The sequence below is a fragment of the Micromonospora sp. NPDC000121 genome (genome assembly GCF_042899165.1).
Lineage (GTDB): Bacteria > Actinomycetota > Actinomycetes > Mycobacteriales > Micromonosporaceae > Micromonospora.
Genome location: NZ_JBIAZP010000011.1, coordinates 89399 through 110841, shown reverse-complemented (window position 1 = coordinate 110841; position 21443 = coordinate 89399). Strand labels below are relative to the sequence as shown.

At 76.0% G+C, this 21443-nt stretch carries 23 protein-coding genes; 19 read left to right on the top strand and 4 right to left on the bottom strand.

What is annotated here, in order from left to right; genetic code table 11:
* Positions 1-61: 61 nt before the first annotated feature.
* Positions 62-1510 carry a serine hydrolase domain-containing protein gene (locus ACFY23_RS26205; RefSeq protein ID WP_350681914.1) on the top strand — a complete coding sequence of 483 codons (1449 nt, stop codon included), beginning with the start codon at positions 62-64 and terminating at the stop codon, positions 1508-1510.
* An 83-nt stretch (positions 1511-1593) separates the two neighbouring features.
* Here ACFY23_RS26205 and ACFY23_RS26200 read toward each other — a convergent pair whose 3' ends face one another.
* The gene (locus ACFY23_RS26200) at positions 1594-2838 is read right to left on the bottom strand and encodes an MFS transporter (protein ID WP_350681916.1); all 1245 of its coding nucleotides are present in this window, start codon (positions 2836-2838) and stop codon (positions 1594-1596) included.
* A 169-nt stretch (positions 2839-3007) separates the two neighbouring features.
* Between ACFY23_RS26200 and ACFY23_RS26195 the strand changes: the two genes are divergently transcribed.
* Positions 3008-3727, top strand: a complete 720-nt coding sequence (locus ACFY23_RS26195; protein ID WP_350819377.1) for an MBL fold metallo-hydrolase — start codon at positions 3008-3010, stop codon at positions 3725-3727.
* 19 nt (positions 3728-3746) lie between these two features.
* Here ACFY23_RS26195 and ACFY23_RS26190 read toward each other — a convergent pair whose 3' ends face one another.
* Positions 3747-4082 carry a hypothetical protein gene (locus ACFY23_RS26190; protein ID WP_350681920.1) on the bottom strand — a complete coding sequence of 112 codons (336 nt, stop codon included), beginning with the start codon at positions 4080-4082 and terminating at the stop codon, positions 3747-3749.
* A gap of 259 nt (positions 4083-4341) precedes the next feature.
* On the opposite strand from ACFY23_RS26190, the gene ACFY23_RS26185 reads away from it, so the two are divergent.
* The gene (locus ACFY23_RS26185; protein ID WP_350681922.1) at positions 4342-5046 is read left to right on the top strand and encodes a phospholipase; all 705 of its coding nucleotides are present in this window, start codon (positions 4342-4344) and stop codon (positions 5044-5046) included.
* A gap of 27 nt (positions 5047-5073) precedes the next feature.
* Here ACFY23_RS26185 and ACFY23_RS26180 read toward each other — a convergent pair whose 3' ends face one another.
* Positions 5074-6546, bottom strand: coding sequence for a multicopper oxidase domain-containing protein (locus ACFY23_RS26180; protein WP_350681924.1), 1473 nt, complete (start codon positions 6544-6546; stop codon positions 5074-5076).
* Between the two features lie 130 nt (positions 6547-6676).
* Between ACFY23_RS26180 and ACFY23_RS26175 the strand changes: the two genes are divergently transcribed.
* The 7 genes from ACFY23_RS26175 (at position 6677) to ACFY23_RS26145 (ending at position 12154) form a co-directional block, all read left to right on the top strand.
* A complete protein-coding gene (locus tag ACFY23_RS26175) occupies positions 6677-7609 on the top strand; it encodes an AraC family transcriptional regulator (protein ID WP_350681926.1) in 933 nt (310 codons plus the stop codon).
* A gap of 155 nt (positions 7610-7764) precedes the next feature.
* Entirely contained in the window at positions 7765-8604 is an 840-nt protein-coding gene (locus ACFY23_RS26170; protein ID WP_350681928.1) for an LppM family (lipo)protein, read from the top strand.
* Positions 8605-8733: 129 nt separating this feature from the next.
* Positions 8734-9078, top strand: a complete 345-nt coding sequence (locus ACFY23_RS26165; protein ID WP_350681930.1) for a hypothetical protein — start codon at positions 8734-8736, stop codon at positions 9076-9078.
* 11 nt (positions 9079-9089) lie between these two features.
* Entirely contained in the window at positions 9090-9698 is a 609-nt protein-coding gene (locus ACFY23_RS26160; RefSeq protein WP_350681932.1) for a glycine zipper family protein, read from the top strand.
* Complete coding sequence (locus ACFY23_RS26155; protein ID WP_350681934.1) at positions 9695-10390, top strand: carboxypeptidase-like regulatory domain-containing protein; 696 nt, start codon at positions 9695-9697, stop codon at positions 10388-10390. Before ACFY23_RS26160 ends, ACFY23_RS26155 begins: the two co-directional genes overlap by 4 nt.
* A 56-nt stretch (positions 10391-10446) precedes the next feature.
* Complete coding sequence (locus ACFY23_RS26150) at positions 10447-11670, top strand: phage tail sheath subtilisin-like domain-containing protein (protein WP_350681936.1); 1224 nt, start codon at positions 10447-10449, stop codon at positions 11668-11670.
* Between the two features lies 1 nt (position 11671).
* Complete coding sequence (locus ACFY23_RS26145; RefSeq protein ID WP_350681938.1) at positions 11672-12154, top strand: phage tail protein; 483 nt, start codon at positions 11672-11674, stop codon at positions 12152-12154.
* Between the two features lie 127 nt (positions 12155-12281).
* Here ACFY23_RS26145 and ACFY23_RS26140 read toward each other — a convergent pair whose 3' ends face one another.
* Entirely contained in the window at positions 12282-12476 is a 195-nt protein-coding gene (locus ACFY23_RS26140) for a hypothetical protein (RefSeq protein WP_350681940.1), read from the bottom strand.
* 987 nt (positions 12477-13463) lie between these two features.
* Here ACFY23_RS26140 and ACFY23_RS26135 point away from each other — a divergent pair.
* From ACFY23_RS26135 to ACFY23_RS26095, 9 genes are read left to right on the top strand one after another with little or no spacing between them, the layout of a single operon-like run.
* Positions 13464-13829: a hypothetical protein gene (locus ACFY23_RS26135; protein ID WP_350681942.1), complete on the top strand. Its 366-nt coding sequence runs from the start codon at positions 13464-13466 to the stop codon at positions 13827-13829.
* Positions 13829-14572, top strand: a complete 744-nt coding sequence (locus tag ACFY23_RS26130) for a hypothetical protein (RefSeq protein WP_350681944.1) — start codon at positions 13829-13831, stop codon at positions 14570-14572. Before ACFY23_RS26135 ends, ACFY23_RS26130 begins: the two co-directional genes overlap by 1 nt.
* Positions 14569-16158, top strand: coding sequence for a contractile injection system protein, VgrG/Pvc8 family (locus tag ACFY23_RS26125; RefSeq protein ID WP_350681946.1), 1590 nt, complete (start codon positions 14569-14571; stop codon positions 16156-16158). The genes ACFY23_RS26130 and ACFY23_RS26125 overlap by 4 nt, the downstream gene beginning before the upstream one ends.
* Entirely contained in the window at positions 16158-16496 is a 339-nt protein-coding gene (locus tag ACFY23_RS26120; protein ID WP_350681948.1) for a hypothetical protein, read from the top strand. Before ACFY23_RS26125 ends, ACFY23_RS26120 begins: the two co-directional genes overlap by 1 nt.
* The gene (locus ACFY23_RS26115) at positions 16493-16975 is read left to right on the top strand and encodes a GPW/gp25 family protein (RefSeq protein WP_350681950.1); all 483 of its coding nucleotides are present in this window, start codon (positions 16493-16495) and stop codon (positions 16973-16975) included. The genes ACFY23_RS26120 and ACFY23_RS26115 overlap by 4 nt, the downstream gene beginning before the upstream one ends.
* Positions 16972-19566, top strand: a complete 2595-nt coding sequence (locus tag ACFY23_RS26110) for a putative baseplate assembly protein (protein ID WP_350681952.1) — start codon at positions 16972-16974, stop codon at positions 19564-19566. The genes ACFY23_RS26115 and ACFY23_RS26110 overlap by 4 nt, the downstream gene beginning before the upstream one ends.
* Positions 19547-20062: a phage tail protein gene (locus ACFY23_RS26105; protein WP_350681954.1), complete on the top strand. Its 516-nt coding sequence runs from the start codon at positions 19547-19549 to the stop codon at positions 20060-20062. The genes ACFY23_RS26110 and ACFY23_RS26105 overlap by 20 nt, the downstream gene beginning before the upstream one ends.
* Positions 20059-20988 (top strand): hypothetical protein, encoded by a 930-nt coding sequence (locus ACFY23_RS26100; RefSeq protein WP_350681956.1) that lies wholly within the window; start codon positions 20059-20061, stop codon positions 20986-20988. Before ACFY23_RS26105 ends, ACFY23_RS26100 begins: the two co-directional genes overlap by 4 nt.
* The gene (locus ACFY23_RS26095; RefSeq protein WP_350681958.1) at positions 20985-21443 is read left to right on the top strand and encodes a hypothetical protein; all 459 of its coding nucleotides are present in this window, start codon (positions 20985-20987) and stop codon (positions 21441-21443) included. The genes ACFY23_RS26100 and ACFY23_RS26095 overlap by 4 nt, the downstream gene beginning before the upstream one ends.

Below are 21443 nucleotides of genomic sequence, written 5' to 3'. Positions count from 1 at the left end.
CGATCCCGGGTTCGGACCACGATCCGATGTGCCGGCTCCCCGACCGGCCGAGACTCCGACCATGATCACGCGCCTTCTCGTCCTGGCCGGTTCGGTGGCGCTCGCCGCGTCGCCTGCCCCGGCAACCCCGGCCGCGCCGCCGGCCGGGGTCGACGCCGCCGCCGTCGACGCCGTCGTGCGCCAGTACCGCGACGCCACCGGCCTGCCCGGCGCCGCGGTGGCCGTCACCCGGGGGACCGGGGTGGTGCACGCCGCCGGGTACGGCCACACCCCGGCCGGCGACCCGGTCACCGCGCACACCCCGATGGCCGTGGCGTCGGTGAGCAAGTCGTTCACCGCCCTCGCCGTGATGCAGCTGGTGGAGGCGGGTCGGGTCCAGCTCGACGGCCCGGTCCACCGGCACCTGCCGGAGTTCACGATGGCCGATCCCCGGGCGAGCCGGATCACCGTACGGCAGTTGCTGGACCAGACCTCCGGCATGTCCGACACGACGTTTCCCGCGTTCAGCAGGCGGCAGCCGGGTTCGCTGCGGGAGGCCGTGGCGGGGATGCGTACGGCCCGGTTGGCGGCCGACCCCGGCACAAGGTGGGAGTACCACAACCCGAACTTCCAGGTGGCCGCCCGCCTGGTGGAGGTGGTCAGCGGCCGCCCGTTCGACGACTACCTGCGGACGTACGTCTTCGACCCGCTCGGCATGGCCGACAGCCGCACCCTCGACGTCGCCCGCGAGCTGCCGCCGAGCGCACGCGGCCACCTGATGATCCTCGGCGCGGCCGTCGCCGTGCCCGAGCCGCCGGCCTTCGGCAACGGTTCGGGCGGGGTGCTCAGCTCGGCGCACGACATGGCGGCGTGGCTGATCGCGCAGGGCAACCAGGGGCGCGGCCCGGACGGCACGGCGATCCTCTCCCCCTCGGGCATCGCCACGCTGCACAGCCCGTCCGCGGTGTCGGACTCCTACGCCCTCGGCTGGTCCGTCGAGGCGACCGCGTCCGGGGCGCCGTTGATCGCACACAGCGGTGACCTGTTCACCTCGACCGCGTACCAGGCGCTGCTGCCCGCGTCCGGCTACGGGATCGCGGTCATGGCGAACACCGGACTGGCGTACGGCCACGCCTCGGCTCTCGCCGAGCGCCTCATCGCGCTGATCGAGGGAACGCCGGCGCCTTCGGCGGGCACGCCGCTCGTGGCCGTCGACGCGGTGCTGCTGGCGCTCGCGGTCGCCGCCGCGGCACTCGCCGGCCGGGGTGTGCTCCGGTCGCACCGCTGGGCCGCCGGCCGGGCGGTGCGCCCCTGGACGCTGGTGCCGCTGCTCCCGCTGCTCGCGCCGCTGGTGCTGCTCGCCTCGATCCACCGGGTGGTCGGTTGGCTCTACCGGGGTCGCGACGTCGCCTGGATCCAGGTGGCGTACATCTATCCGACGTTCATGGTGCTGCTCGTCACCGCGACGCTCGGCTGCGCCGCCGTCCTCGTGGCCCGGCTCGTCCGACTCGGGCGTCCCGGGCGCGGCTGACGACGGCCCGACCCGGCCGGTGAGCCGACCGCCCGCGCCCGGCGGCCCGCGGGTCGCCCAGGCGGCCGGGGCCACCGCCTCCGTCAGGCCGGGTCGCCCGGCGCGGACGGGCGGGACGCGACGCACCAGGCGACGGTCGCGGCCACCGCGACGGCGCCGCTGAGCAGGAAAGGCGCGTCCAGGCCCAGGCCGGCGGCCAACGCGCCGCCGGCGAGGGCCCCCAGCGCGGTGCAGCCGTAGGTGAGGACCCGGGACGCGGCGACCACCCGGCCGAGCAGGTCGCCGGGCACGAGGCGGTGCCGCAGCGACAGCGCCGCCACGTTGAGGACGGCGAACGACGCGCTGGTCGTGACGACGACGGCCACGGCGGCGGCTCGGTGCGGCGCCACGACCAGCAGCATCGGCGCTCCGGCGGTGACCGCCATCGACCACGTCAGCACGTGGCGGTGCCGGAACCGGCCGATCAGCCGGTCGGCGACGAGGGAGCCGGCGAGCCCGCCGGCCGCGCCGGTCGCCAGCAGCAGGCCGAACCCGAACGCGCCGAGGCCGAGGCTCTCCCGCGCGTACAGCACGAAGATCGCGAACCAGGCGCTGTCCGCGGCGGCGACAGCCGCGCCGACGAGCACGAGCGTACGGAGCACGGGCTGTCGGGCCAGCCACCGCAGCCCGGCGAGCGCCCCGTCCCGCGCGGGCGCGCCCGTGCCGCCGGACGTTCCGTCGACACCGGCTTGCGACCTGCCCGGGCGGGCCAGGGTCAGCGGCAGGGACAGCACGAGCATGACGGCCAACGCGAGGGAGGCGCCGTTGACGGCGAACGGCAGTGCCGCGCCCGCGACGAACAGCAGCGCGCCGACCGGCGGGCCGACGAACTCGTTGCCCACGATCTCGCCCGCCACGAGACGACCGTTGGCCTTCTCGAGCAGCGCGTCGTCGACCAGCCGGGGAACGGCGGTCTGGGCGGCGGTGTCGCGCAGGGTCTCGCCGACGCCGAGCAGGAACGCGGCGACGACCACGAGGCCGATCGGCGCCGTGCCCGTCGCGACGGCCACGGCCAACGCCGACAGGACCAGGACCCGGCCAACGTCGGCGGCGGCGATGATCCCCCGGGCTCCCCTGCGGTCCGCGAGCGCTCCCGCGAACAGGCCGGTGACGAGCCAGGGCAGGAGCTGCGCCGCGGCCACGGCGGCCACCGCCACCGGGTCGTCGCTCAGCGCGGCGGCGAGCAGCGGGAACGCCGCCACGCGGATGCCGTCGCCCAGGTTGGCCAGGGCGGCGGCGCCCCAGAATGTCCAGAAGGGACGGCCCAGGGCCGACGACCGGTCAGCCATGCCGGACACCCTACCGCCCTGGCTGTCAGGGGCGCGGTCGACGACAGCCGCCCCGCGCGGACGGGCGGGACGCGCGCTCCCCGGGGCCCGGGACGGCTGGGCGAGGTTCCAGCACCTACGATCGGACGGCAGTCCGACGCGTTGTCGATCACCCAGGGGGGCGTGCGCCATGGCCGCCGTGACGTTCCAGCACCTCGCCGGTCGGGTCTGGCTCTGCCCCGGTGATCCGGACCCTGAGGCCGTCCAGGCCGGCGTCGCCCTGGTCGCCGACGACCGGGGCAGCGTGCTGATCGACGCGGGGCAGAGCCCCGCGCACGCCCGGGAGATCCGGTCCGCGCTGGCCGCCGCCGGGTTGCCCCCGCCCCGCTGGCTGGTCTACACGCACCACCACTGGGACCACGTGTGGGGCGCCTGCGCCTGGCCCGGCGTGGAGATCGTCGGCCACGTCGCCGGCGAGCGGCTGCTGCGTGCGGAAACGGCCCGGCCGTGGAGCCACCGGTACCTGCGGGAGCAGGTGCGGGAGAACCCCCGGCTCGGCCCGAGTTTCCGGGCCCGGGCACTGGCGGTCGACTCGTGGGACGGCTTCGCGGTGCTGCCGCCGACCCGGACCTTCACCGACGAGTTGGAGTTGCCGGTCGGCGTACGGGTGCGGCACGTCGGGGGCGCCCACGCGCCGGACTCGACGGTGGTGGCGGTGCCGGACTCGGGCGTGCTGCTGCTCGGCGACTGCTTCTATCCGCCGCCGGCGCACCTGCGCACTCCCGAGGACCGGCCCGACCTCGCCCTGCTGCGCCGACTGCTCGGCGACGACATCCACTGGTACGTCGCGAGCCACCAGCCGCCGATGACGCTCGACGAGGCACGCGCGGCGGTCGCCGCCGCGCGGTGACGCCACGGCGGCGCCACGCTCAGCGGGCGCGGCGCTCCGGGTGGGCCCGGTTCCAGGCCCGCATCCGCTCCGGGTAGCCGGTGCGGGCGGCCTCGTACAGCGGCACCGCGTGCTTGCGGGCGATCGACCCGGCGGCGCGCGGCGAGCCGGTGCGGCGGCGGATCCACTCGCCGTCGTGGGCGATCGCCACCACGGTGGTGTCGGTCGCCGTGGTCTCCGGCTCCAGGTAGAACTCCACGCCCCGGCGGCTGGTCACGAACGCCTCCAGCGCGGCCAGGTCCTCGCGGGTCGCCTCCCGGTCGAGCTTCGTGGGGGCCGCGTCGGTGCCGCGCGGCCGTCGACGGAACCAGCCCATCCCCCGCTCCTCTCCTCGGCGTCCTCCCAGTGCAGCACCGCTTCCTGGGAGGCGGCTGCAAGCCGGGTGTGAGTGCCCTGCGCAGCGGCGGCGGTGTCGGCGCGACGGCGGGCGGGTGGCGGGTGCCGCCGGCGACGCCGTAGCCGTCCCGGCTGGTCCGCCGGGTCGGCGGGTGGGACGGGGCCCCGGCGGGGTTAACCGGCGGACAGCGGGGTAACCGGCCGGCGCATGCCCGCCGAGGACGAGGAGCGGTGATCCCGTGGCCGAACCCGCGCCGCCGCACCGGCAGCCGGAGGAGAACCCGCGGCACGGCCGGCTCACCGTGCGTCCGACGCCGCCGGTCACCCGGGCGGCGACCGGACTGGTGTCGCTGACCGACGCCGACGGCGGGCCGCTGGCGATGGTGTACGCCCCGGAGCCGGTCGCCGACCGGCCGTACCGGTTGGTGCTGCTGCTGCACGGGGCCGGCGGCTCGGCCCGGCAGGGCCTGGACCTGCTGCTGCCGGTCGCCGACGCGCACCGGCTGCTGCTGGTGGCCCCGCAGGCGGCGTCGAGCAGCTGGGACCTGATCGTGGAGGGCTTCGGGGTGGACGTGCGGCGGATCGACGGGCTGCTGGCCACGACGTTCGCCGGTTATCCCGTCGGGCAGGTGGCGTTCGGCGGGTTCTCCGACGGCGCCTCGTACGCCCTCTCGCTGGGCCTGACCAACGGCGACCTGGTCGACGCGGTGGTGGCCTTCTCCCCCGGCTTCGCCGCGCCGCTGGTCACCCACGGCCAGCCCCGCGTCTACGTCTCGCACGGCGCCGACGACCCGGTCCTTCCGGTCGACGTGTGCAGCCGCCGCCTGGTGCCCCGGCTGCGCTCGCTCGGCTACGACGTCACCTACGACGAGTTCCCCGGCCCGCACGAGGTGCCCGCGGACATCCGCCACCGGGCCGCCGACTGGCTGACGATCCCCGATTGACCCGCCCCTCCCGCCGACAGCGACGGCTCAGCCGTGGTGGCCGTGGTGGCCGTGGTGAATCGGCAGCGTACGGGCCACCGACGCCTCGCTGCCGGGCTTCACGATCACGAACTGGCCCATCATGCCCTCGTCCTCGTGCCGAAGGATGTGGCAGTGGTACATGTAGGGCGTCTTCGGGTCGGTGAAGTGTCCGAAGTGGACGGCGAGCCGCACCGTCGACTTGCCGGGGACGAACACCGTGTCCTTCGGGCCCTGCAGGTATTCCGGCGGCTCCTTCCCGTCGATGTCCAGGACCCGGAACGCCACCTCGTGGATGTGGAAGTTGTGGGCGTACACGGTGTTCTCGACGTGCCAGATCTCCCGCGCCCCGGCGGGCACGACCTCGTCGATGCGGGCCATGTCCATCTCCCGCCCGTTGATCTCGTCGCTGCCGCTGAGCCGGAACCTGCGCTCCCGGGCGCCGGCGGGCACCTCGATTCGCGGCGTCGTGGCCAGCCGCCGCGGCACCGCCGGCCGCGGCGCGAGCGTGTCCGCCGCGACGAACTTCAGCAGATCGTAGTCGCCCTCGTCGATGCCGTGGTCGCCGGCGACGCTGCGCAGCACGACCTGGTCCCGCGGGGCGAACTCGACCACGATCTCCAGCCGCTCGCCCGGGCTCAGCTGCACGCGGTCGACCGTCACCGGAGCCGCCAGCAGGCCCGCGTCGGTGCCGACCACCTGGAAGCGCCGCCGGTCGGCGAACTCGACGTTGTACATCCGCGCGTTGGAGCCGTTGAGGATGCGCAGCCGCAGCATCGTGGTGGTGACTTCGAAGAAGGGGTCGTAGACCCCGTTGACCAGGATCTGGTCGCCGATGAAGCCCCACGTCGGCTTGGGGTCCTCCAGCAGCGCGCCGCCCGGGTCGAGGATCTTGTCCTGAAGGATGAGCGGGACGTCGTCCACGCCGTAGGTGGAGGGTAGTCCCAGCGCGGCCGCCTCCGGGTCGTCGACGAGAAAGAGGCCGGCCAGTCCGCGGTAGACGTGCTTGGCGGTGCTGCCGTGCAGGTGCGGGTGGTACCAGGAGGTGGCGGCCGGCTGGTCGATGGTCCAGTGTGGGGACCAGGTACGGCCCGGCTCGATCATCTGGTGGGGGCCACCGTCCATCGCGGCGGGCAGCCGCATGCCGTGCCAGTGCACCGTGCTCGGTTCACCGAGCTGGTTGTGCACGCGCATCGCGACGCGGTCGCCCCGCCTCGCCCGTACGGTCGGGCCGAGGAAGGCGCCGTTGAATCCCCACGTCGCGGTCCGCTTGCCGGGCAGCAGCTCGGTCTGGCCCGTCTGCATCCGCAACGAGAACTGCTTCGTCCCGTCCTTCGCCGTGGTCGGTTCCAGCAACGGTGGCACCCTCAGCCGGTTGGCGAAGCTCAGGGTGCCGGAGTTTCCCTTCGACTCCGAGCCGGGGCTCCCGCATCCGGTGAGGGCGGCCAGACCGGCGAGCACAAGAAGATCACGACGTTTCACGGTGACGATCATCGCTGCGACCGCGCTGCGCGACATCGGGGGCCGACCCGGAGCGAACCCGGACAGGCCGACGAGGGGGAACCCTTGCCGGGCGGCCAGCCGGCATACGCGTTCGTCTACGCTCGGCCGCGTGGATCCGCTCACCGGACTGCTCGAAGGGCCGCGGGCCCGGGGCGCCTTCCTGCTCCGGTCGGTGCTGGAGCCGCCGTTCGCGCTGCGCATCGAGGACCGGGCCCCGCTGACCGTGGTCGCCCTGGTCCGCGGCGCGGCCTGGGTGGTGCCCGACGACGGCGCGCCCGCCGCGCTCGGGCCGGGCGACGTGGCGGTGCTGCGCGGGCCCGACGGCTATCTGGTGGCGGACGACCCGGCCACCCCGCCGCAGGTGGTCATCCACCCCGGACAGCGGTGCACGACCCTGCGCGGGGAGCCGCTGGCCGAGACGATGGCGCTGGGCGTGCGCACCTGGGGCGCGGGCACGGACGGCGCGACCGTGCTGCTGACGGGGACCTACCAGCTTCCGGGGGAGCTGAGCCGGCGGCTGCTCACCGCCCTGCCGCCGCTGCTGACGGTGGGCGGCGAGGAGTGGTGCGGCCCGCTGGTGCCCCTGCTCGCCGAGGAGGTCACCCGGGACGCGCCCGGCCAGGAGGCCGTCCTCGACCGGCTGCTCGACCTGCTGCTGATCGCCGCGCTGCGCACCTGGTTCGCCCGCCCGGGCGCCGCGCCCGCCTGGTACGTCGCCGCCGCCGACCCGGTGGTCGGCCCGGCGCTGCGGCTGCTCCAGAACGACCCGGCCCACGCGTGGACGGTCGCCTCGCTCGCGGCCGAGGTGGGGGTGTCCCGGGCGGCGCTGGCCCGCCGGTTCACGGAGCTGGTCGGCGAGCCGCCGATGACGTTCCTGACCGGATGGCGGCTGGCCCTCGCCGCCGACCTGCTCCGCGAGCCGGACGCGACCCTCGGCGCGGTCGCCCGGAAGGTCGGCTACGGCAGCCCGTACGCGCTGAGCACCGCGTTCCGCCGGGTCCGCGGCGTCACGCCGCGCGACCACCGCCTCGCCACCTCCTGACCCCCAGAAACGGCAGCTCGGGCCAAACCTTCAGGATATCGATTTCGGCGATTTCCGACCTCAGCCGAAGGGGACAGCGGGCCGGTAAGATCGGTGACTCCGTTGTGACTGATCGCTGACTGATGGTAGTGATCTGGATCACACACACTGTGCCCATGAATACGGGACTCATCCGCGGCAGGACACTCCGCGTCGCGGCGTGTCTCGTTCTGGCGGCCGCGCTGACCGGCTGCATGCAACTGAATCTCGGGCTGACCGTCAACGCCGACGACACGGTCGACGGACAACTCCTGCTGACCGCTCAGAAGACCGTGCTGACCTCGGGCAACCGCACCGTCGAGGCCGGCTTCGCCGAGCTGCGGCAGAACATTCCCGCCCTGCCGCCGGGCGAGGAGACCCGCTACGAGGACGCCAAGCTCTTCGGTTCCCAGATCACCTATCGGAACACCCCGCTGCGCGATTTCAACAGCGAGAGCGTTCGGCTCGTCCGGGACGACGACCTCTACCGCTTCACCCTTCCCCTCGACCCGAAGAAATACGGCGGCAAGGTGGCGGAACAGAATCCGCAGAATCAGCAGGCGTTCATGCGGTTGATGTCGTTCGAGATATCGGTGACCTTCCCCGGCCGGGTCCTCGACACCAATGGCACGGTCAACGGCCGGTCGGTCAGTTGGCAGGTCGGCAGCAACCAGGAGAAGCCGACCGAACTGCGGGCGGTCGCCGAGGCCCCGCCGAGGCCGTCGGCCGCCCCGGCGGCGGGCGACGACGACGGCGGCGGGTTCCCCTGGCTGCTGGTCGCCGGCGCGGCGGTGCTCCTGCTGCTCGTCGCCGTCGTGGTCGTACTACTGCTGCGGCGTTCGCGCCGGACGACGCCGGCGGCCGGCGGCCCCGTCGCGCCGGGCCAGGCGACCGGCCCGACGACCGCGCCGGGCCCGGCTCCCGGCAACCCGACGGCGGCCGGTCCGACGTCCACCGGCCCACCGGGGCCCGCCTGAAGGCCCCCACCCGCTCCCGCCCGCCGCCCGTCGGCGGCGGACCGGGCCCGTCGGAGACTCCCCGGAGCCGCCGGCCTCACCACCACCACACCCCGGTCGCACCACCGCACAACCGAAGGGAGATCGGCGATGAACGATCTCTTCACCTGGGCCGCCCTGGGCAGCCTCACCGGCGCGAGCGCCGCGACGCTGCTCGCCACCAACGTCATCGGCGGGCTGATCGGCCCGAGCGGCGACAAGGCCCGCAAGTGGATCGCGCTGGGCATCGCGCTCGCGCTGTCCTACCTCACCGCGGCGTTCGCCACGGACGCCGGCGCCGAGAAGTGGATCATCGCGTTCTTCAACGGGCTGGTCATCTTCTCCGCCGCGTTGGGCATCAACCAGCTCCCGCCCGGCAACCGGCAGGCGACCCAGGCGTCGCCGACCCAGCTCGCGCAGGGACGCGAGCCCCGCATCCTCCGCTCCTGGGTATGAGGGGAGCCATCATGATCTACGGAATCCTCAGCGCCGTCGCACACGTGGCCACCGGCGCGGTCCTCGGGCAACTGGCCGGCGGCACGGTGGGGCTGCTGATCGGCGCGGTCGCCGGCCTGCTCGTCGGCGGGGTCTTCGGCTGGGCGGTCGCCTCGGCCCGGGTCTACGGCCCGGACGCGAAGGGCGTCCTCCTCTTCGTCGTCGACCACACGTGGAGCCTGCTCAACACCGTCGTCGGCGCGGTCTACCTCGCCGCGCACGTGCTCGTCGGGCACTCGCTGGACCGGGCCACCTCGCAGCACACCTGCCGGGTCAACGTGGTCGAGGGCGTCTCCCCCCGGTACGCCACCACCATCGGCACCGTCTGCGCCGGCTCCGGGCCGGGCATCCAGCGGCACGAGGACGTGCACATCCTCCAGGCACGCATCCTCGGCCCGCTCTACATCCCGCTGGTGCTCGCCAACTACGTGCTGTTCACCATCGCCCCGGTCTGGCTGCTCTACCACGACCACACCAACGCACCCATCAACCGCTTCACCCGGTACTTCGAGATCGGCGTCTACCCGCACGTGTGGAACGAGGCCATCGCGTACCGCGTCCAGGGAACGCCGCCGCGATGACCACGCCGGGGCGCGGCCCGATCGAGACGGCGACCGCCGAGCTGGCCGGCTGGCTGGCCGGGGCGGCGGGGGAAGCCGTCCCGGTCGGCCCGCCGCGCCCCGACGACGACCCCGCCCGGCTCACGCTCTGGCCGATGGAGCTGCGCCCGGCCCGGCAGACCCGGGGCAGCGGCGGCCGCGAGCCGTACCGCTTCACCGTCCGATACCTGCTCTGCGCCGGCGGGCCGGCGGCGCTGCCCGGACTGGACCGGGTGCTCGCCGCCGCGACCGCCGGCGGGGAGCGCACCGTCGTGCTGGAGGCCGGCGACCCGCGGCTCTGGGCGGCGTTCGGCACCGGCCCCCGCCCGGCCCTGCTCATCGACGTGCCGGCCCAGGTCACCCACCCGATGCCGCCGGCGCCGCCGGTGCTGCGTCCGCTGCGGCTGCGGCAACTGGAGCTGTTGGCCTTCGACGGCCGGGTGCTCGGGCCCGAGCAGCAGCCCCTCGCGGCCGTGCGGATCGAGGTCGTGGGCACGGCGTACGTCACCACGACCGACCCCGCCGGCCGGTTCCGCGTCGTCGGGGTGCCGCACGACCCCGCCCACCCCGGTCCGGTACGGCTGCGGCTCACCGCCCGGGGACGCGTCCTCACCGCCGAGGTCGACCCGACCGAGCCCGACATCGTCATCGTCTGCGCACCCCCGCCCCGCTGACCCCCGTTCCGGCGGACGTCCCACGCCGCCGGCCGCGAACCGCACCGGGAGGACCGATGCCCACCTACTTCTCGCCCGGCATCTACGTCGAGGAGGTTCCCGGCGGCGCCCGCCCGATCGGACCGGCCAGCACCAGCACGGCCGCCTTCGTCGGGATCGCCCCGGACCCCACCGCGCAGCTCGGCAGAGCCGTCGCGGTCAACAACTGGACGGAGTTCCTGCGGCTCTACGCCGCCGGGGACCGCCTGGAGAGCACCCCGCTGGCCCGGGCCGTCTTCGGTTTCCTCGACAACGGCGGCAGCCGCTGCTGGGTCGTCAACGTCGGCGAGGGCGGCGAGATCACCGGCACGGGACAGCGGCGCGGCGGCCTGCAACTGCTGGAGGCCGTCGACGAGGTCTCGATCCTGGCCGCGCCCGGCTTCCACGACCCGGTCTCGCACGAGGCGCTGCTGAGCATGGCCGAGCGGACGCGCACGATGGTGGCGATCTGCGACCCGCCCCCGGACGTCACGGACATCTCGGCGCTGACCAGGGTGGCGACGCCGTCCACCGGCAAGCCGCCCAAGCCGGCCGAGGGCTCCGGCGGGCCCGGCTCGGCGGACGAGCCGCCGACGGCGTGCCGGCCGCGGCTGTCCGACTTCGGCGCGCTCTACCACCCCTGGCTGCGGGTACGCGACCCGCTCAGCGGCGAGCTGGTGCTCACCCCGCCGAGCGGGCACATGGCCGGCATCTGGGCCCGCACCGACGCCCTGCGCGGGGTGCACAAGGCACCGGCCAACGAGCCCGTACGCGGCGCCGTCGACCTCGCCCACCTGGTCACCCGCCCCGAGCACGACGTCCTCAACCCCAAGGGCGTCAACGTCATCCGCTACTTCCCGGGCGAGGGCATCCGGGTCTGGGGCGCCCGCACCCTGGCCGCCGAGGCCAGCGAGTGGCGCTACCTCAACGTCCGCCGGCTCTGCATCGCCATCGAGCAGGCGATCGCCAACGGCACCCGGTGGATGGTCTTCGAACCGAACGACTTCACCCTCTGGCGGTCCATCCGCCGCGACATCGGCGCCTTCCTCACCCGCGTCTGGCGCGACGGCGCCCTGCTGGGGCGTACGCCCGAGGAGGCGTTCTTCGTCAAGTGCGACGAGGAGACCAACCCGTCGGACGTCCGCGACGCGGGCATGGTCGTCGCCCACATCGGCATCGCGGTGGTCAAGCCGGCGGAGTTCGTGGTGTTCAAGCTGAGCCAGTGGGCCGGCGGCGCCGAGACCGAGACGATCGGAGGCTGACATGCCGACCACCGCCACCCCGCAGCCGGGCGCCCCGGTCGACCCGTACCGGGCCTACAACTTCAAGCTTCTCGTCAACGGCGTGACCAACGGCCACTTCACCGAGGTCAGCGGCCTGGAGATGACCATCCCCGGCGTGGCGTACCGGGAACAGGGCAACGACCGGATCCGGATGGTCCCCGGCCAGGTGGAGTACGCGCCGGTGACCCTGCACTTCGGGCTCACCGCCTCCCGCGAGCTGTGGGACTGGACGTACGCGGTGGCCCGGGGCACGGTGAGCCGGCGCAACGTCTCGATCGTGCTGCTGGACGCGGCCGGCACGGCGGAGGTGCTGCGCTGGAACCTGATCAACGCGTGGCCGACGAGGTGGCGGGGCGCCCACCTGAACACCCTCGGCCAGGAGCTCGCGATCGCGGCGCTCACCCTGCGCTACGAGAGCCTGGAACTGGAGACCGGCGGTGCCGCCGCGCCGACCACCGCGTAGCTGGCTGGCCGCCCGGCTGCGCGCGGCGGCCACGGCGGTCGACGAGCTGGCCCGGCTGGTCGACTCCGCCGGGCCGGCCACACCCGGCCCGCCGTCCCCGCCCGAGGACCGGTACCCGCCTGACCGCTCACCGGCCGCCGCGACGGCGACGGAGGCACCGGCGCGCCGGCCCGGCCAGCCCCCGGAGCACTGGCTGCGGGTGGTGTCCGCCCATGCCCCGGGCCTGCTGCGCGACCTCGACCTCGACCTCGGCCCGGCCGATTCCGCTTTCCCGCCCGTCGGCGCGGACCACGACGCGACCCGTCCCGTTGGTGCGGACCACGCGACCCGTCCCGCCGACCATCCGCCAGGCGACGCGCCACCCCGGACGGCCGACCCGCGACCGCCCGCCGTGCCACCCGGGTGGGGACCGACGTGGGCCAGCGGCGCCGGCTCGTACCCCGCCGAGTCGGGCCGGCGTGACGAGGACACCCCGCCGGCGGGTGGCAGCTGGCACAGCGGCGACCAACGGTCGTTCGGAGACCTCTGGTCGGGAGGAGACGTGCCGCCGAGCGACCAGGACCGGCCGACCGGAGAGGGCTGGCCGGCCGGCACCGGCTCGGCGGGCGACGACGGCCGCCCGGCAAGGCGGGGCGGCGGGCCGGGCGACGACGGGCGGACAAGCGGCGACGGACGCCCGGGCACCCCGACGACAGCTGGGGGCCGGGCAGGTCGACGAGGCGGTGGACCGGTCGGCCAGCCGTCGACGGTGGCCGGCCGGCCCGTGCTCCGACCGGCGGTTCCCCCGCCCGCCGCGGTGACACACCCCGGCACACCGGCCGCCAGCCGCCCGGCCGGCAGCAGCACGGGCCCGTGGTTGGCCGGCGACCGACGCGCCCACGGCCCGTCGGGCGCGGCACCCGACCGGGAGACGACGGGCTCGGCGGACGTGACGCCCACGCGACCCGCCGTCGGCGCGGCGGAGAGGCGAAGGAACCGGCCCCTGACGGACGCCGCGGACCCGACACCGGCCGACCGCCCGCGACCGGGCGCGGCTGACGTCACGACGGCCGGACACGCCGTTCCGTCCCACCCCCGCACAGCCGGGTCACCCGACGCCAACGGGCTGCCGCCCGAGATCCTGGCACGAAATGGCCCCTGGAGGGGCCGCTCCACACCAGGATCTGCGGCGTCCGGAGACACGACCGGGGCGGCCGCGTACGTCGGGGCGCGGGAGGCGTCCCCGGACGGAGAATCGGCGGCAGGAGCCGGGGCGGGGGCACGGGTTCCGCTGTCGTACGACAGGACGGGACACGCGGGGGCCGAACGGTTGCGACCCGCATCCGGGCATCGGCACTGGCCGGCGACCACCGGAGGAGGCCCCGAGCCGGTCGGTGCCGCCTGGCCGGGATCGGCGCGGTGGGAGGGCCGGGCAGGCCGGCGGGACGGCACCAGCGGCCGGCGGGACGGCGGCGAAGAGGTCGGCGTACCCCCGTCGGGGTGGCCGGACGCGGCCGCGCCCTGGCCGGCGCTGCCCGACTCCGACGGTGCGGGGCCAGCGCCCGTCGGTGGGTCGGAGCGGGCCGGCGGGCCGTGGCCGGCGCTGCCGGACGACCGGCCGCTGTGGACGGTCGCCGCGTCCGCCCTCGACGACGAGCGCGTCCGCCGGCTGGACCGGGAACAGGCGGGTGGCTGATGGAACGCGTCGCCTTCCTCATCGACGCCACCGGCGAGCGGGTGGACTGCCTGCTCAACCCGGAGACGGTGCAGGTGACGCGGCTGGCGGGGGTGCGCCACCGGGGCGTCGCGGGCGGGCAGCTCACCGGCGCCGGGCTCGCCGACGACCCGCTGGTCTTCACCGGCGGGGGCCGCACCGAGCTGGTGCTGGACCTGCTGTTCGACGTGGACTTCGCCGAGGGGCAGGTCCGACCGACCGACGTGCGGGCGCTCACCCGGCCGCTGTGGATGCTCGCCGAGAACTCCGCCGCCGAGCACGGCTGGGTGCGGCCGCCGCTGGTCCGGCTGGTCTGGGGCAAGACCTGGAACGTGCCGGGCGTCGTCGTCGCGGTGGCGGAGCGCTTCGACGCGTTCACCGCCACCGGCTCGCCGCACCGGTCCTGGCTGCGGCTGAAGCTGGTCCGGGTGGCGGAGGACGCCGACCGGGCGCGGGAGGGCTTCGCGGAGGAACTCGCCGCGGCGAGCACCCCGACCGCCGCGCCGGGCAGCGCCGTGGTGGCCGCCGGCGACGGCGCGACCGGGCCCGACCATTCGGGCGTACGCTTCGACCTGCTCGCCCACGACGCGCTCGGCTCGCCGCTGCGGTGGCGGCTGCTGGCCGAGCACAACCGGATCACCGACCCGCTCGCCGTGCCGCCCGGTACGCCGCTGGCGGTGCCGCCGCAGCCGGGCCCGGCCGCCCACCCGGCGGGTGCGCCGTGACCGCCCCGCGCGCCCTCGCCGTGCTGCTCGACGGGGTGCCGCTGCCGGACGGGGCGGCCCGCCGGCTGGTGTCGGCCCGGGTGGCGGCCCGGCTCGACCGGCCGACGCAGTGCGAGGTGGCGCTGACCACCGCGCCCGGCGCCGCCGCGCTCACCCCGCCGGTGCGCACCGGGGCGAGCCTGGAGCTGCGCCTGGACGGCCACCCCGACGCGCTCTTCGCCGGCGAGGTCACCTGCGTCGAGGTCGAATACGCGGCCGACGGCGCGGCGCTGCTGCGGGTGCGGGCGTACGACGCGCTGCACCGGCTGCGCCGGCGGCAGCGGCTGCGGGTGTTCGAGGCGGTGACCGCCGCCGACCTGGCCCGCGAGCTGTGCCGGGACGTGGGGCTGACCGTGCACGCCGAGGCGGACGGCCCCCGGTTGGAGCGGCTGTCCCAGCACCGGCACAGCGACCTGGAGCTGCTGCGGGAGGTGACGGGGCGGGCCGGCCTGCACATGGTCGCCGACGGCGACCGGCTGCGCCTGCTGACCCTGGAGGGCCACGGCGAGCCGGTCGGCCTGGAGCTGGGCCGGGGGCTGCACTCGCTGCGGCTGTCGACCAACCTCGACACGGCCGGCGGGGAGAGCAGCGCGCTGGGCTGGCACCCGCAGCGGGCCGAGCCGATCAGCCAGCAGGTGGCCACGGCCCGCAGCGGCCGGCGGATCGCCGCCGACCCCGACCCGGCCGACGTGGGCGCGGACGGCGTACGGACCGCCGTCGACCAGCCCGGGCGGGGCGACGACGAGCTGGCCGCGCTCGCCCAGGCGCGGCTGGACGCGCGGGTCGCCGCCCTGGTCACCGCCGAGGGGGTGGCCGAGGCCGACCCCGCGCTGCGGCCCGGCCGGCGGATCGCGCTCACCGGCGTGCCCGCGGCGGTGGCGGGGACGTACGTGCTCACCGAGGTGGTGCACACCGTCGACGCCGCCGGCCAGCTGACCCGGTTCTCCACCGCCCCTCCCCCGGCCCCGCCGGCCGGGCCGCCCGCCCCGGCCGTGGTCACCCTCGGCCGGGTCACCGATGTGGCCGACCCCGAGGGGCTGGGCCGGGCCCGGGTCGAACTGCCCGCGTACGGGGGGCTCGACGCGGGGTGGCTGGCGGTGCTCTGCCCGGGCGCCGGCCCGGGCAAGGGCCTGGTGGCGCTGCCCGACCCGGAGGACTCCGTGCTGGTGGTGCTGCCCGGGGGCGAGCCGGCGTCCGGGATCGTGCTCGGCGCGCTGTTCGGCGCCGCCGGGGCGTACGACGCGGGGATCGACGACGGGCGGGCGCGGCGCTGGTCGCTGCGGACGGCGGGCGGCCAGTCGATCGTGGTCGACGACGTCGCGCGGAGCCTGCGGCTGGGCACGGAGGGGGGCAGCTGGCTGGAGCTGACCCCGGAGCTGACCACCCTGCACGCGGCGACCGACCTGGTGCTCTCCGCGCCCGGCCGGGCCATGGTCGTGCGCGCCCGCAGCGTGGACTTCCTGCACGCGGAGGCGACCGAGGACCCGGCCACCGCCACGCAGCGGGCCCGGACGCTGGCCCGCGCCCACCACGAAGGAGGCGGCTGATGCGCTGGATCCACCGCGACTCGGTGATCAGGTGTGACCACGACGGGCGGGTCGGCAACCGGGCCTCGCAGGACTGGGTGACCGTCGCCGGCGTGCCGGTGCTGGTGGACGACGACCCGGAGGGCCGGGAGATCACCGCCTGCCCGAACTACGGGCCGACGATCAAGCCGTGCGGGAAGACCCTGCGGGTGCGGGTCGGCTACAGCGACTGGGTGCGCGTCGGCGGCCGGCGGGTGGTCCTGTCCCACCTCGACGGGTTCACCGACGGCACCCCGCCCGGCCTGGTGCACCACCGGGTGCGCGACCCCCGGCAGGGCTTCCTGGGGGCGGACCGGTGAGGGCCTTCCGGTTCGTCGGCGCCGGCTTCGACCCCGGGCGGGGCGGCGGGCTCGCGCTGACCGCCGCCGGCGGCCTCGCCATGACCGAGGGCGACGAGACCGTACGCCAGGCGCTGTTCCTGCTGCTGTCCACCACCCCGGGCGAGCGGCTGATGCGCCCCGGGTACGGCTCCCGGCTGCACCGCCTCGTCTTCGCGCCGAACGACGACACCACGGCCGGGCTGGCCATCCACTACGTCCGGGCGGCCGTCGCCCGGTGGGAGCCCCGGGTGGAGGTCCTCGACGTCGACGCGGGCCCCGACCCCGACGACCCGTGGCGGCTGGTGATCCGGCTCGACTACCGGATCCGGGCCAGCCTCGCGCCGGGGCGGTTGGTGTTCTCCGTCGACCTGCTGCCCGCCGACGACCCGGAGCGGGAGGCCCCCGACGCCGGTCACGGCCCGGCCGGCGGGGCGCCACCGGAGGGAGGAGCGTCATGACGCTGCCCGTGCCGCACCTCGACGACCGCGCCTTCCTGGACCTCGTCACCGAGGCCCGGGAGCGGATCCGCCAGTCCTGCCCGGCCTGGACCGACCTGTCGGCGCACGATCCGGGCATCGCGCTGCTGGAGGCGTTCGCGCACCTCACCGAGGTGATGATCTACCGGCTCAACCAGTTGCCCGAGAAGGCGTACGTGGCGTTCCTCAACCTGCTCGGGGTGACCCGGCACGCCCCCACGGTGGCCTGGGCGGACGTCCGGTTCACCCGGGCCGGCGGCGACGGCGGCGCGATCCCGATCCCGGCCGGCACCCGGGTGGCCGCCGCGCGCGGGGCCGACCCGCGGCCGGTCGTCTTCGTCACCACCGAGCCGGCGCTGCTGCCGGCCGGGCAGGGCGACGTCACGGTCCGGATGCACCACTGCGAGCCGGTGGAGGCGGAACTGATCGGGGTCGGCACCGGCCAGCCCGGCCAGGTGCTGCGCGCCGCCCGGGCGCCGCTGGCGCGCACCGCCGAGCCGCTGGACCTGCTGCTGGGCGTCGAGGTGCCGGCCGGGACGGTGGAGCTGGGCGCCGCCGCCCGGGAGCACGACGGCCGCACGTTCGAGATCTGGCGGCCGGTGGACAGCTTCGCCGGGCTCGGCCCGCAGGACCGGGTCTACCTGGTCGACCGCTGCTCGGGGACGGTCACCTTCGCCCCCGCCCTGGACCTGCGCGACCCGGCCGACCCGGTGGGGAATCCCGTGACCGTGGCCGCCGTGCCGCCGGCCGGACGGCAGGTGCGGCTGTGGTACCGGGCCGGTGGCGGACCGGCGGGCAACGTGGCGGCCGGCACGCTGACCAGCCTGCGCGACCCGCTGCCCGGGGTCCGCGTCGACAACCCCGCGCCGGCGGCCGGCGGGCGGGAGATGGAGTCCATGGAGTCGGCGCTGCTGCGCGGCCCGTACGAGTTCTTCGCCCAGCAGCGGGCGGTCACCGCGCGGGACTTCGAGGTGCTCGCGACCGGCTCCGGGGCCGTGGCCCGGGCGCGGGCGTTCACCCGCGCCGCCGTCTACAGCTTCGCCCGCCCCGGCGAGGTGGAGGTGGTGCTGGTGCCGTACGTGCCGGAGGCGGCCCGGCCGGGCGGGCGGCTGCCGGTGGCGGTGCTGCGGGAGCACGAGGTGGACCAGGCCCGGGCCCGGGTCGAGGCGGACCTGGAGCGCCGCCGAGCCCTGGGCACCTCGTGCCGCGCGACCTGGGCCCGCTACAAGGCGGTCTCGGTCCGCGCCCGCGTGGTGGTGCGCCGGGAGGAGGACGTCGAGGCGGTCCGGCGGCGCATCCACGACCGGCTGCACTCCACGCTCAGCCCGCTGCCGACCCCGCTCAACCCGGCCGGCTGGGCGTTCGGCGAGCCGCTGCGCGCGTCCAACGTGTACCGGCTGCTGGAGCACGCCGAGCCGGGGGTGCGCTACGTCGAGTCGGTCCGCTTCGTCGTCGACGAGGCGCCCGACGCGCAGGTGCGTACCCTCGCCGTGGACCAGTACCAGCCACGGACCTGGTACGCCGGGCGCGGGCCGGTGCTGTTCCGCTCCACCAACGCCGGCGCCGGCTGGGAGCCCGCCGGCCGGTTCGCCGACGGCGAGACGGTGCTGCGGGTGACCCCCGCCCCCGCCCCGGTGCGCCCCGGCATCGTGCCCCGGCCCGGCTCGGTGGCGGTCGCCACCGTCGGCGCCGACGGCGGGTCCCGGGTGCACCTGAGCACCGACCTCGGCGAGACCTGGTCGCTGCTGACCGACCTGGACTCGCGGGTCTCCGACCTGGCCTGGATCGACCGGGACGGCGCGGGCGCGCTGCTGGTCGCCACCGACACCGGCCTGTACGAGGTCTCCCTGCTGCCCGGCGCGGTGCCGTTGCAGATCCTGGTCGACCCCGGCGACGCCGACCGGGGCTTCTACGCCGTCCGCGCGTTCGTCTCCGAGCGGGGCGCGCCGGGCGTCGCGGTGGCCGCGCAGGCCGGGTTCGGGGTCTACCTGTCCACCCAGGCCGGCCGTCCGGGCAGCTTCGCCCACGTCGGGCTGGCCAACGTCGACAACCGGGTCCTCGCCGTCCAGTACGACGGCCCGGCCACCCTGCTGTGGAGCGGCGCGGGTGAGCCGGACCCGAAGAAGCCGGGGCAGGGCTGCCGGCGGGCGCGGCTGTTCGAGTCCGACGTGCAGTGGCAGGCGGTGCAGTCCGGCTGGATCGGCGGCACCTGCCGGGACCTCGCGTTCTCCGGCCCGCTCGCCGTCGCGGCGACGCAGAGCGGCGGGGTGCTGCGGCTGGACACCCTAGCCGCCGCGCCGCAGTGGGCGCCGGTGTCGGTCAACTGCGGGCTGCCGCTGCGGGACCGCACCCGATTCGTGCCGGTGGACGCCGTCGCCGCGACCGGCGGCCCGGACCGGCTGATCCTGGCCGGCGGCGAGCGCGGGGTGCACCGCAGCACCGACGCGGTCGACTGGGCGGCCAGCGCCAACCAGGCCACCGCCGACGTGGTGACCGTTCCGGACACGTGGCTGCTCTGCTCCGGCGAGCACGACATCGAGGTGGTGCGGCAGGATGCGACGCGCGGCGATTGAGCGGCTGCTGCCCGCGGCGTACCAGCGGGCCTGCGTGCCGGGCAGCGTGCTGTGGGCGCTGCTGGACGTCATGGAGGCGCTGCACGCCCCGGACGAGGCGGTGCTCGCCGACGTCGACGCGCTGTTCGACCCGTACCGGGCCCCGGACGGGATGGTGGCGTACCTGGCCCGCTGGGTGGCGATGGACCACGTGGTCGCCCCGCCCCGGCCGGACGGTCCGCCGCCGTTGCCGCTGGGCCGGCTGCGGGACCTGGTGTCCCACGGCGCGCTGCTGGCCCGCTGGCGCGGCACCCCGTACGGCATGCGCAGGGCCCTGGAGGTGGCGACCGGGACGGGCGGCTTCGCCATCGACGAGCCCCGGGACCGGCCGTTCCACGTCGTGGTCACCGTGCCGCCGGCCGCGGCCGGGCAGCTCGCCGTGATCACCCGCATCGTCGAGGCGGAGAAGCCCGCGTCGACCACCGCCGAGATCGTCGTCGCAGAGGAGCCACCATGACCACCGAGTGGGCGGTCGTCGCCGCCGCCGAGCAGTTCACCCTGGACGCCCGCAACACCGGCGAGCTGACGTTCACCGTCTCCAACCCGGGCACGGCCCCGGACACCGTCGTCTTCGACGTGGCGCCCGGCGAGGGATCGCAGCGGTCCTGGTTCACCGTCACCGAGCCGCAGCGGGTGGTGCCCGGGCAGGGCTCGGTCTCCTTCCTGGTCCGGCTGACCGTGCCGCCGGGCACCGCGCCCCGGCGCTACGACGTGACCGGGTTCGCGTACTCGGCGAACACCGCGCCGGAGGAGAGTTCCCGCTCCAGCGGTCGGGTCACCTACGAGGTCCGGGCGGTCGCCGCGCCCCGGCGTACGCCGTGGCCGTGGATCGCCGCCGCGGCGGCGCTGGTCCTCGTCGTCGGCGCGGCGGTGGCGTGGCTGGTGGCCCGCGACGGGGAACCGGCGCCGGGCGAGCCCCGGGTGGTCACCGTCGAGGCGGAGAGTCTGGTGGCCGGCGCGGTGCTGGGGCCGCCGAAGGGCTCGTCGGTGGCGGTGGAGGTCCAGCCCGACTGCTGCGGGGTGACCTGGTCGGAGGGCGCGCAGCTGTTCTTCCAGGGCCGCGCGGTCGGCGACCAGGTGAGCGTGACGGTGGACATCCCCGCCGACGGCACCTGGCGGTTCGCCACCGTCCGCACCACCTCGTTCGACTACGCCAACACGGTCTTCACCATCGACGGCGCCCAGGTGGGCGGCGCCTTCCTCGGCTTCACCCCCGAGGTGACGAAGACGGACTGGCTCGACGTCGGCACGGTCGCGCTGAACCGGGGACCGCACCGGGTCACGCTCGTCGTGGTCGGCAAGACCCAGGGCACGGACCGCTACTTCGCCGGCGTGGACGCGATCCGGTTCACCGAGGTTCCCGCGCCGGCCGGCGCCCGATGAGCGGCGGGCAGAAGGCGCTGCTCGCGGCGCTGGGCGTGCTGCTGGTGGCGCTGTTCGCGGTCGCCGTCGGCGCCGGCCGGGACGACACGGGCGACCCCGGCGCCCCCTCCGGGCTGGTGGAGCGGCTCGGCCGGCTCGGCGGCGACCGCGCCGCGGTGGATCCGGCGACGGTACGCGCCGACTGCGCCGAGGCCGGCCGGCTGGTCTTCACGGGCGGCTGCGTGCTGCGCGTGGCCGACCCCGGCGGGCTGCGGACGCTGGTCCTGCGCAGCGCGGCCCCGTTCACGGTCGAGGCGCCGGCGCCGGGGGACGCCGAGTTCACCGTCCGCGACGAGGTGACGCCGGCCGCCGACGGCAGCGGGGCGGTCGCCCGGATCGCCGTCGACCGCGCCACCGACGTGCTGCTGCGCTGCCCCGGCGTCGGCGGCTGCGCCGTCACGATCACCACGTCCTGA